This is a genomic window from Methylobacterium sp. Leaf94 (assembly GCF_001426045.1).
GTDB lineage: Bacteria > Pseudomonadota > Alphaproteobacteria > Rhizobiales > Beijerinckiaceae > Methylobacterium.
In genome coordinates this window covers 146,613-162,745 of sequence record NZ_LMRM01000063.1, presented here as the reverse complement: position 1 = coordinate 162,745, position 16,133 = coordinate 146,613, and the positions used below count along the sequence as shown (strand labels likewise).

The window sequence follows — 16,133 nt, the reverse complement described above, 5'->3', positions numbered from 1 at the left end:
CAGCATTGAGAATTTTTAAAACAGCTCCTAGGAAATTTAAAGCTATGATTCATAACAATATGGCAGATAGATGCTTAGCACTACCTGGGCACTTTGAGGGCGTTTGCCGCGTTGTCTCCCTCGGGATAGCTCGTGGGAGGCAGCGATGGATCGGGATCGCGAGGGGACGGACGAGTTCGACACCTGGCTGACGCCGTTCCTGACTGCGATGGGGCGCAAGACCCGGCGGACCTGGGCACCGCTCTATCTCCGGGGCCTGCTCGGTCCGGGGGATCGCAAAAGCCTTCAGCCGATGGCGGCACGGCTCGGGCTGTCGGGCCACGACCAGCTGCAGCACTTCATCGCCAGCCCCGCCTGGGACGATGGACCGCTCTGGACGGAGCTGGCCCGTCAGGCGGACCGGCTGGTCGGCGGATCCGATGCCTGCCTGGTGATCGACGACACCGCCCTGCCGAAGAAGGGCACGCGCTCGGTCGGGGTGGCGCGCCAGTACTGCGGTGCGCTGGGCAAGCAGACCAACTGTCAGTCTCTGGTCTCCCTCTCCCTGGCGCAGGGCGAGGTGCCCGTGCCGGTAGGCTTGCACCTGCTCCTGCCCGAGGCATGGACGAGCGATCCGCAACGATGCGGGCAGGCCGGCGTGCCCGAGGCCGCGATCGTGCCGCGGACCAAGGGTGAGATCGCACTGTCGGAACTGGATCGCCTGAGGGCCGCCGGTCTACGCTTCGGCACGGTGCTGGCCGATGCGGGCTACGGCGTCAGCGCTGCCTTCCGTCACGGCCTGGATGCAAGGGGCCTGCGCTGGGCCGTCGGCATCGTCAGGAACCAGAAGGTCTACGCGGCCGAGGTGCGGCTCGTGCCGCCGACCGGTCGCGCCCGCAAACCTTCGCCGGACCAGGAGCCGCGGGAGGCCGAGGCGGTGCTGGCCGAGCTGCCCTGGCGGCGCGTGACGTGGCGTCAGGGCACGAAGGGCAAGCTCTCGGCCCGGTTCGCCGCCATCCGGGTGCGGGTCGGCGACGGTCCGGTCTGGGGCAACAACCGGCATCTGCCGGGCGAGGACGTCTGGCTCGTGGGCGAGTGGCGCTCGTCGGGTGAGCGCAAATACTACCTGTCCAACCTGCCGGCCAAGACGTCACGGCGCGCCCTGGCGGGCACGATCAAGGCGCGCTGGGTCTGCGAGCAGGCCCACCAGCAGCTCAAGGAAGAACTCGGCCTCGACCATTTCGAGGGACGGTCCTGGACTGGGCTGCATCGACACGCGTTGATGACGTGCATCGCCTGCGCCTACCTGCAGCACCTGCGCCTCGCCGAGCATCGTCGGACGGGGCGGGGAAAAAATGACGACCCGCCTTCCGGGGCCGCCGCCGTCACCCAGCCTACCCGCCGTGCGGCAGGCCATCATCGGACGGCTGTTCGCCAAGCTGGTTCCACCCGTCCTGTGCCCCCACTGCCGAAGACGCTTCACGCTGCCCTCTAACATCAAAGTGCCCAGGTAGTGCTAGGGCGTGGTGACGATTTAACTATTTGAGCCAGATGGCGATGGCGGCGAGTTTGACGAAACCCATGAAGTTGGTGAGCAGCTTGTCGTAGCGCGTTGCGACGCGTCGGAACTGCTTGAGCTTGCTGAAGAAGCGCTCGATGCGATTCCGTTCTTTGTAGAGGTCCCTTTCGTAGGCGCGCGGGACCTTGCGGTTGCGCCTGGGCGGGATGACGACTTCGGCACCGCTCTGCGTGATCGCCACGCAGAGCGGGTCGGCGTCGAAGGCCTTGTCGGCCAAGGTCGCATCGGGCTCGAAGCCCGCGATCAGGTCGGCCGCCACGGTGATGTCGTTGCGCTGACCAGGGCTGGCCAGAAGTCGTACGGGAAGCCCGAGCGCGTCGGTCGCGGCATGGATCTTCGTGCTCAGGCCGCCGCGAGACCGGCCGAGGCCCTGGGCATCCGCCCCCCTTTGACCTTGTGCGCGCCAGCAGCGTGCTGGTGTGCCCGCACGATGGTTGCGTCGATCATCAGCCACTCCAGATCGGCCTCGCGTGCCAGAACCTCCAGCATCGCGTCGAGCACGCCGCGCTCGATCCAGCGGTAGTACCGCCGTTTCACCGACCGATAGTCGCCCAGTCGCTCCGGAAGATCACGCCAGCGCCCGCCCGAACGTGCCATCCAAAGCAGCGCGCCCAGGAAGCGTCGGTTGTCGGTCCGAGGACCGCGCTTGCCCTTCGTCCCCCCCGGAACGAAACCCTTCAGGCGGTCCCATTGATCGTCCCGAAGCGCGTCGACTTCCTGAAACATGGCCAAACTCCTGCGTCGGCCATCCCTCCCAAGCCAAGCTGGTCCCAGCCTGAACTCGTTAAATCGTCACCACGCCCTAGCTTCCCCCCCACTGAGCGACGCATCACGGGCCGCAGGCTGCCTGACCCTTGGACCGTCGCTCGTATGAAGTGTGCCGGCGGTGTGGCGCTTTTTGGGACCGAACCGAAGCGGATGTCGCTCGCCCGCCTCTTTGATCGTATGCTTCAGATTGACGTACTGGTTCATCGGAAACGGCCTTTCTGGCAGGAAGAAGACCGGCCGGCTCAGGGTCGGCATGAGGAACACAACCAATGGGGGAGGGGGGGTCAGCGCTGCTTCGGCAGGCGCTTGAAGCTGCTTTGACGCACGACCTGTGGGGGTGCCTTGGCCCTCGCGAGGTCACGCAAGAAGTGCGGGAAGAGCGCCAGGGCTTCGCGCAGATGATCGACATCGACCGTCCGGCTGCCAGCGGCCTCGGCGACGGCACGGGCGATGGGCAACACCTTGCCGATGCCGTCCGCGTGATGGGTCTCAGCGAGGGTGCGGCACAGTCGGAGCGCTTCCGGGTCGTCCACGGCATACTGGCCGGCGAGCAGATCCGCGTCCGTGTCCAGGATGCAGTCGATCTCTTCACGGATCGGCAGGCGCCGGGCGATCTGCCGGATGGCGGCCTTCTGTGAGTTGACGAACTTCAGCGCCTCGTCGTTGCCGAAGAACAGCATCTGGACGCGAGCCTGCTCGCTGATCGCCAACAGGTCGCGCGCCACGCGGTCGGTAAGGTTCTGCGACTCATCGAACAGCAGGACAGGGAAGGCGCTGGCCCGGCTGCACAGGAGCTTCAGCGTCGCGGCGACGCCGTAGACGGTGCGCACACCCAGGTGAGGAGCGACCTCCTCCAGCAGCGCCATGGTCGAGTTGCCCATCACGCCCGTGACGGTCACGAGGCCGACGAGCGGCCCTTCCATCGTGCCCGAGCGGCGGACCGCCTCCTCCAACGCACGCGTCTTACCGACGCCAGGTGCCCCGGTGACGAGCCCGTTATGTCTGAACCGGTCGCAGCGGTCGATCGTGTCGAGCACAACCCTGGCCGCCGAGGTCATCACGAACGGGGTGTCCCGGCTGACATGCGCCTGACGACGCGCCTCGAACGCTTCCTTCTGGGCGGCTTCGGCCGCGCGCTTTGCAGCGATCTCCGCACGCCTCTGCTCGATGCGCTCCTGATACCTGCGCTCTTCGCGCTCTTCCTCCTCGCGCTCTAATTTGCGCTGGAGGATGCCTCGCTGGAGGTAGAGAGGGAGGTGGGCATACTTGGGGTCGAGCATGGGGGTGAGGTCGTTCATCACAAGCCTCTGAAGCGTTCGACGCGTTCCAGGGTGGCCTTGAGCTTGGCCTGCTTCTCCTCGCGGTCGCGATCGCGGCGCTCGGTCGGGCTCTCCATGATGCGCCGGCCGATCTCGGCGCGGTCGCCGCCTAGCTCGATCGTCCCCTTGCTCGCCGGCACCGGCGGCGCGGATTGACGGCGGCCGGAGTCGATCATCTCCGCCACCACATCAATCCGGTTGAGGTCGGCCGCCTCGGACCGGATCGCGTCGCGGGCCACCCCCTTGCGACGGGCGGCCTCCGCAGCCCCTGCCGGATCGAGGCGCGAATAAACCGGGTCGGGGCGGGCGATGCCGATGTATTCCCCTTTCATCGTGAACACCGGCACGGCCGGCCAGCACAGGTACTTCGGCAGGCGGATGCTGACCCTGTCGCCGGTGTGGCGAGCCAGCGCGTCGCAATAGAGCCATTCCCCGCCGACGCTGATTTTGCCGTCCTGGACCGTGCGCGTAGCCTCCTCCGAGAAAGCCGTCATCAGCGCCAGTTCGTCCACGTCGGTGCGCTGCCAGCCGGCGGCGACCGCCTGCGCGTAGGCTTGCTCGGGCGAGCGCCCAGCGAGGTCGCCGGTCTGCCGCTTTGTGTTGTAGAAGGCGAGCAGCCCAACGAAGTCGTGGGCGAAGTCGTCGAAGCTGCCGTCGAACGGGGAGGGCGCCTTGCCGAGGTTGGCCCGCCGGGAGTTCATGCGGTCGCCGCCGATGTAGCCGGGCACAGCCGAGAGGATCGTCTGCTCGATGACGCGGAACGAGCCTTCGAGGATACCCTTGGCTGCCGCGTTGTAGGCGGTCGCCCGGATCAGCGCCCTGCCCCGGCCGAACTCCTCGCAGTCCAGGCCGCCGAGGCGCAAAGCGTCCTTCAGGAACTCGGCAAAGCCGTACTCGGAGCCGTTGTCGAGATAGAGCTTCGCCGGCATGCCCCAGTGCGGGTCCTGCGTCATCGATATGAAGCTGTCGATCACGTCGCTGTTGCGGATCGCCGTGCCGGGCTCACAGAGCACGAGGTCGATGCGCACGCGCCGGGTGCCGGCATCGAGCCAGGCGATGCCCTTGGGGGTCGCCAGCGTGCCGTCCGGGCGGGCAACATACACATCGAAATGGTGGACATCGCCGTAGACGAGTTCCATTGGCGCGAACCCGGCCGAGGTGAGACGGAGGCGTGAGCGCCGATCGTCCCAAGCCTTGATGTCCGTGCGGTACTGATGGACGCGCCGGGCGCTGCGGCCCGCCTCGACGACGCCCTTGGGCAGTTCGCACGCCGGCATGATCTCGGCGAAGGTGCCGCCGATCCTGGCCTTGAGGGTGAGGTCAGCGAGGTATTCACCGGCAAGGCGCTGGACCACGCTGTAGACCGCCCCACTGCCCCATAGGTCGCGGATGCGCTGGTGGACCTTGCGAGCGATCTCGGCGCGCAGGGCGTCATCCTAGCCGGCAGTAGCGGCATCCCAACGCTTCGTGAGGATCAGGCGGCTCTCGGGCTTCGTCTCGCGGCGCTTGCGGATCAGTCCCTTCAGGCCGCCGGCCGTCGCCTTGCTGACCTTGCGCTCGATGTCACGTAGGCTCGGCGTGAACCACTCGCCATGCGGGCCGCAAACCTCGGCACTAGCCAGCACCTCCATCGCGGAGCGTCGCTCACGTGAACCCTTCGGGTGCGTCAGAGCGGGACGGAGGAAATGAGCCCACCACTCGGCCGCTTGAACGGCCTTTGCTGAGGCGTTCAACTGCCCTTCAACAGGCGTTTGCGTAGTCTGAATGCGGAGCTGAAGTGCCGGGGGGAGGGTGGTTGCGAGGACTCTCCACGAAGCCCCGGCCCTCCCTCCCCGTCCGTGGCAAACGCGAACCGTCAGACAAGAGCCCCGCCACAGCTGCGCTTTTCCTGAACCGATCCGAGCGAAGGCGTGCCGAACCTTACGTTCAGAAATCCCAGCGGCCTGAGCTACTTCGGACGCGGTGACCCAGCCATCCATGTTAGGCAGCCGTATCCAGAACGTCCCGAATGATTTGCGCCCTGAGGGCTACAGCTTTGCGGCCGAGAGACCGGCCTTTGAGGGCCTTGTAGGCGAGCTGACGACAGATGCCGCGGCTCTTGAGGTACGTGTTAAGGGAGCTGCCCCGCGAAATAAGGACCGAACGCACCCGCGCATACTCAGCCTCATAGGCTTGCTCGGTATCGTGCAACACGATGTCCATGATAGGCTCCGACGATGTAGCCTAAATGGAAACACGCCTGTAGCCAATATGTCAACACCGCTTGATCAAGACCTATCGGTTCCGCCTAGCGCGGAGGCCCAGAAGCTAAATGCTGCCGACGTCCTTGATAGGATGAAAGAGGTGTATGGAGTTGATACAGATACTGCACTAGCCGATGCGCTGCATACCACTAGACAAAATGTATCAAAGTGGAGATCGCGTAATTCCATCCCGTATGCTGAGGCGGTAGCCGCCTCATACATGCGGAACGTTTCTATAGATTATATTCTGACGGGTCGTGGCAGCAGAGAACGAGGGCAGGGGGCAGCTCAAGAACTTGATATAAAGCTTCTCCGAGCGATACTTCTCAGTCTTCTGGCCTTCGACCGCATCAAAATCATAGGCGGAGATACAGTTTCCGAATTGAATGAAATGGCTAAAGCCATAGCGTTCCAATACAAGCGGGCAGCTGAGGCGGCTCAACACCTTCAGCAAAACGACGGCCTGGATGCCGAGGCAGCCCGGGCTGTAGCCGTCGCGGCAACCGAGCTCATCTCCTCCGACGGGACTTTGTTCGGACCACGTCTCAACCCTGTTGATCAAAGCACGGACGATTGAGCGCCCGGTAGCGGCTAGGGTCCGCAATAAGGTCCGCAATCAACAATCGCTTGACGACGGGGTCCGCAAGAACGTGAGTGATTTCAGGGTGTTACGTATAATTGGCAACCGCTCTCCTTGTAGCCGAGGGCCCGCAATGCTGCTGGCACAAGCCTCTCTATCTGCACGCTTTTTCACGTTCGCCGCCAATTATTGATGACAAGCCCGCCGCCAACTTGGCCGCGCCGCCCCAACACCCCCCCGATTCAGGCCGGGAAACACCGTTCGCATAAGATATATTATGGAACCAGAACCCGTCGGACCGGGGCAGGGGCCTCCCGCGACGAAGGGTTCACCCATTCCCGACACCGCGTATTCATGCAATCTCCACACGGGCGATTCACGTCGTTGCCAGTTCTTGGGCGCGCAGCGACCGCCAGGGGTGCTAAACCGCTGGCGGATGTCATAATTCCTCCTCATAATACATGATACCGGGCACCAGCCGAGCGGATGCCCGTCCGAATCGATCCTCTCCGAAGCGAATGCGATGCCGATCCTTGCACGCCCCTCCGCTGCCCTGAGCCTGGTCCTGCTGGCCGTCGGATCCGTTTCGCTCGCCACCGGCGCGCCGGCGCGCGCGCAGGCCGAGCCGCAGCGCACCGCCCTGGTGCAGCCGCCCCAGGCCGCGGCGATGGAGACGGCCCGACCGATCGTCCGGACGGCGATCCCGCGCCGGGCGCTGGCCCGCCTGCCCCGTCTCGCCGGCCTGATCGCCCAGGGCCAGGCCGTCCGCATCGTGGCCTTCGGCTCGTCCTCGACCGAGGGCTCCGGCGCCTCCTCGCCGGCCACCACCTACCCGGCCCAGCTCCAGCGCGACCTCACGGCGCGGCTCGGGGCGATGGGCGCGGAGCATTCCGCCGTCACGGTGCTGAACCGGGGCAAGGGCGGCGACGATTCCGAGGCCATGGCCCGGCGGCTGGAGCGCGACGTGCTCGCCGACAAGCCGGACCTCGTGATCTGGCAGACCGGCAGCAACGACCCGATGAGCGGCGTCAGCGTCGCGCGCTTCGCCGAACTCACCCGCGCCGGCATCCTCGCCATGCGGGCCACCGGTGCCGACGTGGTCCTGATGGACCAGCAATGGTGCAAGAAGCTCGCGACCACCGCCGGGGCCGAGGCCTACGGCGCCGCCCTGCACGCCATCGCCACCGAGCTCAACGTGCCGGTGATCCGCCGCAACGCGATGATGCGCGCCTGGGCCGCCCAGGGGCTCCTGTCCCCGACCCAGATGATCGGTCCCGACGGCCTGCACATGACCGATGCGGGCTACGACCGCCTGGCCCGCGCCGCCACGGCGCAGCTCCTGGCCAATGCGGGCCTGCCGCAGGACGCCGGCACCCAGAACTGAGCCGAGGAGGGGATCGGGGGAGGCGGCGGACCGCCCTCCTCCCGGGAGTCCGTCCGGTTCATCCTGGCCGAGACGGACTGGCGATTCCTCGTCTCGCCGTTCGTCTTCTCGGGAGAACCGGTTTCCCCCGATCCCGGACGAACGCTAGAGATCCAGCGTGACGCTCAGCCCGTCATGGGCCGGCACGACGTTCGGCGGCAGCTTGGCGCTCAGCGTGGCGTAGTCGAGATCCGTGTGCAGGTTGGTCAGGATGGCCCGGCGCGGCCGCACCGTCTCGATCAGCGCCAGGGCATCCGAGACCGAGTAATGCGTCGGGTGCGGGGTGAACCGCAGGGCATCGATGATCAGCAGGTCGAGGCCGTGCAGCCGCGCCTGCGACGCCGCCGGCATCAGGCTGACGTCGGGCGCGTAGGCCGCCGGGCCGAAGCGGAAGCCGAGGGCCGCCTCGTTGCCGTGCTCCAGGCCGAAGGGCAGGGCCGTGATCGCCCCGCCCGGCCCCTCCACCACCGTCGATTCCCCGTCCGCCAGGTCGTGCATGTCGAGGATCGGCGGATACTCGCTGCCGGGGGGCGTCTCGAAGCAGTAGCCGAACCGCGCCTCCAGCAGGCGGCGCGTGCGGGCGTCGGCGAAGACCGGGATGCGCCGGCGCATGTGGATGACCAGGGGCCGCACGTCGTCGATGCCGTGGGTGTGGTCGGCATGGGCATGGGTGAACAGCACCGCGTCGAGGCGCTGGACCGCCGCGCCGAGCAGCTGCTCGCGCAGGTCCGGCGAGGTGTCGACGAGGAGGGTGGTGGCGGCTCCTGCCGGGTCGCCGTCCTGCCGCTCCACCAGGAGCGAGCAGCGCCGGCGCCGGTTCCGCGCCTCCTGCGGGTCGCAGGCGCCCCAGCCGTAGCCCACGCGGGGCACGCCCCCGGACGAGCCGCAGCCGAGGATCGTCAATCGCAATGCGCCCATCGGCACCTCCGCCCCCGTTGGTATCGGAGGGGGCGGGGGCCTGTCACGCCCGATCCGAGCCCCCTGCCCGGCTCAGGCCGCGGCCTTGTGGAACAGGCGGTGGAAATTGGCCGTCGTCAGCGAGGCGAAGTCCGAAAACTCCATCTCGAGGGTCTGGGCGAGGGCGCGGGCGGTGTCCGCCGTGTAGGCCGGCTCGTTGGTGCGGCCGCGATGGGGCTCGGGCGCCAGGAACGGGGCGTCGGTCTCCACCAGCAGGCGGTCGCGCGGCACCGACCGGGCGATCGCCCGCAGGTCGTGGGAGCGCCGGAAGGTGACGATGCCGGAGAAGGACACGCAGAAGCCGAGCTCGACGCCGACCTCGGCCAGGCGCGCCCCCGACGAGAAGCAGTGCAGGACGGCCGTGAAGGTGCCGCGCCCCATCTCGTCGACGAGGATCGCCTCCATCTCCGCATCGGCGTCGCGGGAATGGATCACCAGCGGCAGGCCGGTCTCGCGGGCGGCCGCGATGTGGCGGCGGAAGACCCGCTCCTGCACCGCCTCGGGGGCGGCGTTGTCGTAGTGGAAGTCGAGGCCCGCCTCGCCGATGCCGATGCAGCGGGGATGGTGCGTGCGCGCCACGATGGCCTCGGTCGGCACGTCGGGCTCATCGCCCGCCCCGTCCGGGTGGGTGCCGATGGTGTGCCAGATCTCGGGGTTGGCCTCCGACAGGGCTTCGTAGGTCCGGGCCTTGGCGATCCGCGTGGAGATCGTGACCATCCGGGTCACCCCGGCCGCGCGGGCGCGGGCGAGGACGTTGGGCAGATCCTCCGAAAAATTCGGAAAATCGAGGTGGCAGTGGCTGTCGACCAGCATGAGGCGAGGCTCGGAAAACGGTGGGGTGGGCAAGATGCCGTCGGACGAGACGCCGTCGGACGAGACGCCGTCGTTCACGCCGAAGACGCCTCCGGCTCCACGAAGCGCGGGAACAGGCCGACGGGGGCGGGGAGCGGCGTCCCCGGCACGAGGCGACCGCCCTCCCCCACATCGGCCAGCTGGCGCCGGTCCGCCGGCACGGCCAGGAGGTCGAGGAGCCGGGCGCCGGAGCCCGGCATGAAGGGCTGCACCAGGATGCCGATGGCCCGCAGGGTCTCGGCGACGACGGAGAGCGCCGCCGCCATCCGGGCCGGATCGGATTTGCGCAGGACCCAGGGCTTCTGCGCGTCGAAGTAGCGGTCGGCGGCGGTGATCACGGCCCAGATCTCGGCCAGCGCCGTGTGGAGGGCGAGCCGGTCCATGGCCGCCCGCACGGTGGCGGGCAAGGCGTCGGCCAGGGCCAGCAGGGCGCGGTCGTCCTCCGTGAGGACGCCGGGCTCGGGAACCGTGCCGCCGAGGTTCTTGGCGATCATCGAGAGGGAGCGCTGGGCGAGGTTGCCCAGCCCGTTGGAGAGGTCCGCCGTGTAGCGGGTGATGATCGCCTCGTGGCTGTAATTGCCGTCGCCGCCGAAGGGCACCTCGCGCAGCACGAAGTGGCGCACCGCGTCGACCCCGTAGGTCGCGATCAGGTCCATCGGGTCGACGACGTTGCCCAGCGACTTCGACATCTTCTCGCCCTTGGAGAGCAGGAAGCCGTGGCCGAAGACGCGCTTGGGCAGCGGCAGCCCCGCCGACATCAGGAAGGCCGGCCAGTACACCGCGTGGAAGCGGACGATGTCCTTGCCGATGACGTGCAGGTCCATCGGCCAGAACTTCGTCCGCGCGTCGGCCTGGTCGGGAAAGCCCGTGACGGTAAGGTAGTTCGTCAGGGCGTCGACCCAGACGTACATGACGTGGTCGGGGTGCCCGGGCACCGGCACGCCCCAGTCGAAATTCGTGCGGCTGACCGAGAAGTCCTTGAGGCCGGAGCGCACGAAGCTCGCCACCTCGTTGCGCCGGGTCTCGGGGCCGATGAAGTCGGGCTCGGCCTCGTAGAGGGCGAGGAGCCGATCCTGGTAGGCCGAGAGCCGGAACAGGAAGTTCTCCTCCTCCATCCAGGTCACCGGCGTGCCGGTGGCCTTGGCCACGGGGACGCCGTCGGGCCCGGTCTCGAGTTCGTCCTCGGCGTAGTAGGCTTCGTCGCGCACCGAGTACCAGCCGGCATATTTCGACAGGTAGAGGTCGCCGTTGGCCTCCATCCGGCGCCACAGCGCCTGGGCGGCCGCGTAATGGTCGGGCTCGGTGGTGCGGATGAAGCGGTCGTGGCTGCAATCCAGGGCCTCGGCCATGGCACGGAAGCGCGCGGACATGGCGTCGACGAGGTCCCGCGGGGTGATCCCGGCCTTGGCCGCCGTCTGCTGGATCTTGACGCCGTGCTCGTCGGTGCCGGTGGAGAACAGCACCTCGTAGCCGTCGAGGCGCTTGAAGCGGGCGATCGCGTCCGTGGCAATCACCTCGTAGGCATGGCCGATATGCGGCGCGCCGTTGGGATAGGAGATCGCGGTGGAGAGACCGAAGGTCTTCGCGGATGCCGGGTCGGTGGCGGTCACGTCGAGGGGTTCCCCGGATACAGGGTTCACAGGATCAGGCCCCGGAATCGGGTCCCGGGATCACAGGACGGCGGGAGACGACCAGGCCCCGTCAGGCGGCGTCGCGGAGCGCGCCCGCCAGGTCGCCGAACAGGGACAGGACCAGCGGCCGGCGGTCGAGATTGTAGGTCGCGGCCTCCCGCGCGGCGCGGGCGATCTTGTCACACACCTCGACCAGGGCCGCAAGGCGGGCGGGCGGCGCGTGCCGGCGCCGGTCGAGCTCGGCCGAGACGAAGCGGAACACCGTGTCGAGGCTGGCCGCGAAGAGGTCGTCGGAGTCCCGCCCGCTGAGCTTCTCGGCCAGGGCCAGGATGCGGCGCCAGTCCGGGTGGTCGAGGCGGGCCAGCAGGGTCTCGACCTCCGCGACGAGGCTGGCCCGGGCGGGATCGAGCAGGGCGACGGCCTCGGCGACCGAGCCCTCCGAGAGCTGCGCCGCCCGGGCAAGCGCCTCGGGGCCAGGCTGCACGAAGGGCGGCGCGAAGCCGCCGATCACCCGCGCCACCTCGGCCTCCGCGAGGGGGCGCAGGGTCAGGGCCCGGCAGCGCGAGCGGATGGTCGGCAGGAGCCGGCCCGGCGCGTGGCTGACGATGAGGAACAGGCAGCGGGGCGGGGGCTCCTCCACCATCTTCAGGAGCGCATTGGCGCTGTTGGCGTTGAGGTCCTCGGCGCTGTCGACGATGCAGATGCGGTAGCCCGCATTGCCCGCGGTGGAGCCGAACAGCGCGAGGGCGCCGCGGGCCGCATCCACCGAGATCCGGGTCGCCAGGGTCTTGGCCTGGGGGGCCCGGGTCCGGCGCAGGGCCACGAGGTTGGGATGCGACAGGGCCGCGACCTGGCGCGCCGCCGGATGGTCCGGGTCGACGGCGAGACTCGCGGGCGCCCCCTGCGCCGCCGGATGGGCGATGAGCCAGCGGGCGACCCGGTAGGCCAGCGTCGCCTTGCCGATGCCGCGCGGGCCGCCGATGAGCCAGGCATGGTGCAGGCGCCCCGAGGCGATCGCCGCGACGAAGGCGGCCTCCGCCTCGGCATGGCCGACGAGATCGCTCTGCTCGCGCGGGCGCGGGACTTCCGTCAGGTCTCCGGGCTCGACGTCCTCGGGGGCGCGCTCAGGCCGCATCGCCGTGCTCCGTCCCGGGGCGGTCGTCGCTCCGGCCATGGCCGGCCCGCGCGGGCAGCAGCCCGGGCAGGCGCTCGGCCACCACGGCGCGGATCGCGGCCTCGACGGCATCGGCGGGCAGGGCGGCGTTGACGACGGCGCAGCGTCCGGGCTCCGCCGCCGCGATGGCGCGGAAGGCCGTGCGCAGGCGGGCATGGAAGGCCAGGGCCTCGGCCTCGAAGCGGTCGACCGCGCCCTCGGCACCCGCGGCGCGGCGCGCTTGCGCGCGGGCGAGCCCGAGCTCCGGCTCGCAGTCGAGGATCAGGGTCAGGTCGGGCCGGGTCGGGCCGACGACGACGCCCTCGAGGGCGACCAGCACATCCGGGTCCAGGCCGCCGGCCGCGCCCTGGTAGGCCCGGGTCGAATCGGCGAAGCGGTCGCAGAGCACGATCTCGCCCCGCCCCAGCGCCGGGCGGATCAGGGTGTCGAGGTGGTCGATCCGGGCGGCGGAGAACAGCAGGGCCTCGGCGAAGGGGCCGTAGGGCTTGGCCAGGCCCGCGAGCAGCGCCTCGCGGATCCGCTCGGCCTTGGGCGAGCCGCCGGGCTCGCGCGTCGTCAGCACGGGGCGGCCGGATTCGGCACGCAGATGCGCGGCGAGGCGGCGGATCTGCGTGGACTTGCCGGCCCCCTCCCCGCCCTCGAAGGTGATGAAGGTCCCTCCCCCCGTCCCGGGCGCCGTCACGATTTCGCGCCGGCCTTCTCGAACGCCTTGCGGAACAGGCCGGTGCCGACCTCCCAGGCCGCGTCGAGGGCCCGCTGCGGGAGCGTGCCGGCCTCCACCGTGTCGCCGGCATAGAGCGGCTGGTCGAGGGCCTGGGTGTCGCCGCGGGTGATGCGCAGGCGGCCGATCTCGCGCCCCTGCTCGACCGGGGCGACCAGGGGGCCCTGATAGACCACCCGGGCGGTGATCTTGTCGCCGGAGCCCCGCGGCAGCAGCACCCGCACGGCCTTCTTGGCGACGAGGGGCACGCTGCCCGCCGCGCCGCCGTAGACGGAGGCCTCCGCCACGGTCTCACCGGCGGTGAAGACCTGGCGCGGCTCGAAGGCGCGGAAGCCCCACTCCATCAGCTTGCGCGATTCCGCCGCCCGGTCTCGGGCGGTCTTCAGCCCGCTCACCACCATGATCAGGCGCTGCCCGTTCTGCACCGCCGAGCCGGTGAGGCCGTAGCCGGATTCCTCGAGGTAGCCGGTCTTCAGCCCGTCGGCGCCGAGATCGAGCGTCAGCAGCGGGTTGCGGTTCTGCTGCTTGATCTTGTTCCAGGTGAACTCGCGCTCGGCGAAGATCTTGTACAGGTCCGGGTAGGTCTCGATCAGGTGCAGGGCGAGCTTGGCGAGATCGCGGGCGGTCACCTTCTGGTCGGGGGCCGAGTAGCCGGTCGCGTTGCGGAAGGTCGAGCGCGTCAGGCCGATCTCCCGCGCCCGCGCCGTCATCATCCGCCCGAAATTCTCCTCCGAGCCGGCGATGCCCTCGCCGATGGCGATGGCCGCGTCGTTGCCCGATTGCACGATGAGGCCGCGCAGCAGGTCGGACAGCTTGATGCGGCTGTTGAGCTGCGCGAACATCGAGGAGCCGCCGCCCCCCGCTCCGCCCCGGCGCCAGGCGTCCTCGGTGATCTGGAACTCCGAGTCCATGGTCAGCCGGCCCTGCCGGATCTCGTTGAACACGATCTCGGTGGTCATCAGCTTGGCCATGCTGGCCGGGGAGAAGAGCTCGTCGGCCCCCTTCTCGAACAGCACCGAGCCGGAATCGGCATCGATCAGGATCGCGTGGGGCGCCGCCGTCTGGAAGCTCTGGGCCAGGGCGGAGCCCGCCGCGAACAGGCTCAGCGCCGCGGCCAGGACCAGCCCCGACACCGCCGCGCGGCCCGCTCCGTTCCGACCCGCGAGGAGCTCTCTCACACTCATACCCTGTCTCACGCCCTGCCTCACGCCGCCCCGTGCATCGCCCCCACGATCAAGCGTGACGTTACAGGTATTTGGCGCCGAGATCGAACCCAAATCACGTGTGGGTCCCCTCGCGCGTCGATGGGTCCCGACGGCCGCGGACGCGCCGCATGCCGCCTCGGCGGGCGTCTCAGCGGGCCTCGGCGAACTGGGCGCGGGTCCGGGCCGGCGCCTTGGCGGCGAGAGCCGTTCGCGCCGCGGGGGTCGCCTTGGCCGGGGGCGTCCCCTGGGCCAGACCGGCGGCCTTGCCGGCCGGCTTGCCGACCGGACCGGCCTTGGCGACCGCGACGGCCTTGGCGACCGCGACGGCCTTGGGCGCCGCCTTGACCTCCGAAGCCATCCTGGCCTCCGAACCGGTCCTGGCCTCCGAACCGGTCCTGGCGACCGCCATCCGGGCGACACCGGGCTGGTGGCCCGATCTCGGTCCGGCGGCCGACAGCCCGGCGGGAGCCGTCCGGGATGCGGGCGCCGGGGTCGCGGCGGCGAAGCGGGCGGTGGCGGCGCGGGGATCGCTCCTGGCCAGCGCCCCGCCGGCCTGGGCGACCGTCGCGAGCCCCTGCCCCAGCCCCTGGCCCTGGCCCTTACCGGCCGGCGACGCGGCGGCGAGGCGGCTCGCGGTCGCGTGCGGCTCGGGCCGCGCCCCGGCGAGCCGCAGGGGCGGCGGGGTCAGGCTGAGGGGCGCGGGCCGGGCGGCGGCCAGGGTCTGGTGCGGCTCGGACGGGCTGTGCCGCACGGGCCGGAACCCCTCGGCCCGCAGAGCCGTCGGCTGCAGCGCGGCCGGGACCGCGACGGTGGCGGCGCTCGCCACCAGGATGGGGGCGGGCTTGGCCGGACGGGGCGCCGGCGCCGCCTCGGTCGCGGCGACCGGGGCGGCCTCGGCCGCGGGCTGGTCGTCGGCCTCCTTGAAGGCCAGGGCGGGGCGGCTCGCCCGGGCGAGGCGCTCGGCGGAGACCTGCGCCGTGTCCGGGCCGAGATCGGCCAGCATGACCGGCGAGGGGCCGTTGACGGCGGCGGGCCGGCCGTCGGTGCGCAGGGTGGCGAGGAGCTTGCGGTCGTCGCTGCCGGCGGTGGAGGCCTTGCCGGCATACTCGACGCGGACCCGTGCGGTGCCGCTGCGGCGGAATTCGAGCGCCTCGGCCACCTCCTCGGAGACGTCCATCAGGCGGTTGGCGTGATAGGGGCCGCGATCGTTCACCCGGACGATCATCGAGTGGCCGTTGGCGAGGTTGGTGACGCGGGCGTAGCTCGGCAGCGGCAGGGTCGGGTGCGCCGCGGCGATGGAGTGGCGGTCGAACACCTCGCCGTTGGCGGTCATGCGCCCGTGGAAGGCCGAGCCGTACCAGGAGGCCAGGCCCTCGCGGACATAGCCCTTGGCGTCCTCGCGCGGGACGTAGGTGCGCCCGGCCACCACGTAGGGCTTGCCCGAGAATCGCCGGCCGCCCCCCTTCGGGATCACGTCGCCCTCGTTGTAGAGGCGCGGGCTGGCCTTGACGCCGTATTTCGGATCGAGGCTGGAGCCGGTTCCGGAGGCGCCCGCGAGCTTCTGCGGGGACTGCGCGCAGTTGGCCGTGGTGAGGGCCACGGCCGAGACCGCCAGCAGCCGCCAGAGCGGCAGCGGGGCCGGCCCCGGATGTCCCGGCTTCGTCGTACGCGCCATCGCGATGATCCGCCCCAGCCCCCGCCC

Annotated in this window: 14 protein-coding genes; 3 read left to right on the top strand and 11 right to left on the bottom strand. The window is 69.8% G+C overall.

Annotated elements, in window-relative coordinates:
- Positions 1-145: 145 nt before the first annotated feature.
- Positions 146-1,474: an IS701 family transposase gene (locus ASG63_RS22605; protein WP_056222171.1), complete on the top strand. Its 1,329-nt coding sequence runs from the start codon at positions 146-148 to the stop codon at positions 1,472-1,474.
- Positions 1,475-1,517: 43 nt separating this feature from the next.
- On the opposite strand, the gene ASG63_RS24780 is transcribed toward ASG63_RS22605, so the two are convergent.
- The 4 genes from ASG63_RS24780 to ASG63_RS22580 form a co-directional block, all read right to left on the bottom strand.
- A protein-coding gene (locus ASG63_RS24780) for an IS5 family transposase (protein ID WP_156394313.1) occupies positions 1,518-2,284 on the bottom strand; the annotation gives its coding sequence in 2 pieces (ribosomal slippage) (positions 1,518-1,939 and positions 1,939-2,284; 768 coding nt in all).
- Positions 2,285-2,610: 326 nt separating this feature from the next.
- Positions 2,611-3,624 carry an ATP-binding protein gene (locus ASG63_RS22590; protein WP_056222161.1) on the bottom strand — a complete coding sequence of 338 codons (1,014 nt, stop codon included), beginning with the start codon at positions 3,622-3,624 and terminating at the stop codon, positions 2,611-2,613.
- The gene (locus ASG63_RS22585; RefSeq protein WP_056222158.1) at positions 3,624-5,000 is read right to left on the bottom strand and encodes a Mu transposase C-terminal domain-containing protein; all 1,377 of its coding nucleotides are present in this window, start codon (positions 4,998-5,000) and stop codon (positions 3,624-3,626) included. The genes ASG63_RS22590 and ASG63_RS22585 overlap by 1 nt, the downstream gene beginning before the upstream one ends.
- Positions 5,001-5,081: 81 nt before the next feature.
- The gene (locus tag ASG63_RS22580; RefSeq protein ID WP_056222156.1) at positions 5,082-5,276 is read right to left on the bottom strand and encodes a hypothetical protein; all 195 of its coding nucleotides are present in this window, start codon (positions 5,274-5,276) and stop codon (positions 5,082-5,084) included.
- A 331-nt stretch (positions 5,277-5,607) separates the two neighbouring features.
- Between ASG63_RS22580 and ASG63_RS24775 the strand changes: the two genes are divergently transcribed.
- Positions 5,608-6,465, top strand: a complete 858-nt coding sequence (locus tag ASG63_RS24775) for a helix-turn-helix domain-containing protein (protein ID WP_156394312.1) — start codon at positions 5,608-5,610, stop codon at positions 6,463-6,465.
- 526 nt (positions 6,466-6,991) lie between these two features.
- Positions 6,992-7,852: an SGNH/GDSL hydrolase family protein gene (locus ASG63_RS22570; RefSeq protein ID WP_244480004.1), complete on the top strand. Its 861-nt coding sequence runs from the start codon at positions 6,992-6,994 to the stop codon at positions 7,850-7,852.
- A gap of 144 nt (positions 7,853-7,996) precedes the next feature.
- On the opposite strand, the gene ASG63_RS22565 is transcribed toward ASG63_RS22570, so the two are convergent.
- From ASG63_RS22565 to ASG63_RS22535, 7 genes are all read right to left on the bottom strand, one after another.
- Positions 7,997-8,809 (bottom strand): MBL fold metallo-hydrolase, encoded by an 813-nt coding sequence (locus ASG63_RS22565; RefSeq protein ID WP_056222150.1) that lies wholly within the window; start codon positions 8,807-8,809, stop codon positions 7,997-7,999.
- A gap of 72 nt (positions 8,810-8,881) precedes the next feature.
- On the bottom strand, positions 8,882-9,661 hold the full coding sequence (locus ASG63_RS22560) for a TatD family hydrolase (protein ID WP_056222246.1): 780 nt from the start codon (positions 9,659-9,661) through the stop codon (positions 8,882-8,884).
- Between the two features lie 74 nt (positions 9,662-9,735).
- Entirely contained in the window at positions 9,736-11,310 is a 1,575-nt protein-coding gene (metG, locus tag ASG63_RS22555) for a methionine--tRNA ligase (protein WP_056222147.1), read from the bottom strand.
- Between the two features lie 91 nt (positions 11,311-11,401).
- Entirely contained in the window at positions 11,402-12,466 is a 1,065-nt protein-coding gene (locus ASG63_RS22550; RefSeq protein ID WP_056222243.1) for a DNA polymerase III subunit delta', read from the bottom strand.
- Positions 12,456-13,187 carry a dTMP kinase gene (tmk, locus tag ASG63_RS22545; RefSeq protein WP_056222144.1) on the bottom strand — a complete coding sequence of 244 codons (732 nt, stop codon included), beginning with the start codon at positions 13,185-13,187 and terminating at the stop codon, positions 12,456-12,458. Before tmk ends, ASG63_RS22550 begins: the two co-directional genes overlap by 11 nt.
- The gene (locus ASG63_RS22540) at positions 13,184-14,410 is read right to left on the bottom strand and encodes a D-alanyl-D-alanine carboxypeptidase family protein (RefSeq protein WP_056222141.1); all 1,227 of its coding nucleotides are present in this window, start codon (positions 14,408-14,410) and stop codon (positions 13,184-13,186) included. The genes tmk and ASG63_RS22540 overlap by 4 nt, the downstream gene beginning before the upstream one ends.
- A gap of 169 nt (positions 14,411-14,579) precedes the next feature.
- Entirely contained in the window at positions 14,580-16,106 is a 1,527-nt protein-coding gene (locus tag ASG63_RS22535) for a septal ring lytic transglycosylase RlpA family protein (RefSeq protein WP_056222136.1), read from the bottom strand.
- Positions 16,107-16,133 lie beyond the last annotated feature (27 nt).

Excerpts from the sequence above, each read along its gene's own strand:
- ASG63_RS22580 (WP_056222156.1), bottom strand. The coding sequence starts at position 5,276 with ATGGAGGTGCTGGCTAGTGCCGAGGTTTGCGGCCCGCATGGCGAGTGG.
- ASG63_RS22560 (WP_056222246.1), bottom strand. The coding sequence starts at position 9,661 with ATGCTGGTCGACAGCCACTGCCACCTCGATTTTCCGAATTTTTCGGAG.
- ASG63_RS22605 (WP_056222171.1), top strand. The coding sequence starts at position 146 with ATGGATCGGGATCGCGAGGGGACGGACGAGTTCGACACCTGGCTGACG.
- ASG63_RS22590 (WP_056222161.1), bottom strand. The coding sequence starts at position 3,624 with ATGAACGACCTCACCCCCATGCTCGACCCCAAGTATGCCCACCTCCCT.
- ASG63_RS22550 (WP_056222243.1), bottom strand. The coding sequence starts at position 12,466 with ATGCGGCCTGAGCGCGCCCCCGAGGACGTCGAGCCCGGAGACCTGACG.
- ASG63_RS22570 (WP_244480004.1), top strand. The coding sequence starts at position 6,992 with ATGCCGATCCTTGCACGCCCCTCCGCTGCCCTGAGCCTGGTCCTGCTG.
- ASG63_RS22540 (WP_056222141.1), bottom strand. The coding sequence starts at position 14,410 with ATGAGTGTGAGAGAGCTCCTCGCGGGTCGGAACGGAGCGGGCCGCGCG.
- ASG63_RS22535 (WP_056222136.1), bottom strand. The coding sequence starts at position 16,106 with ATGGCGCGTACGACGAAGCCGGGACATCCGGGGCCGGCCCCGCTGCCG.
- ASG63_RS22565 (WP_056222150.1), bottom strand. The coding sequence starts at position 8,809 with ATGGGCGCATTGCGATTGACGATCCTCGGCTGCGGCTCGTCCGGGGGC.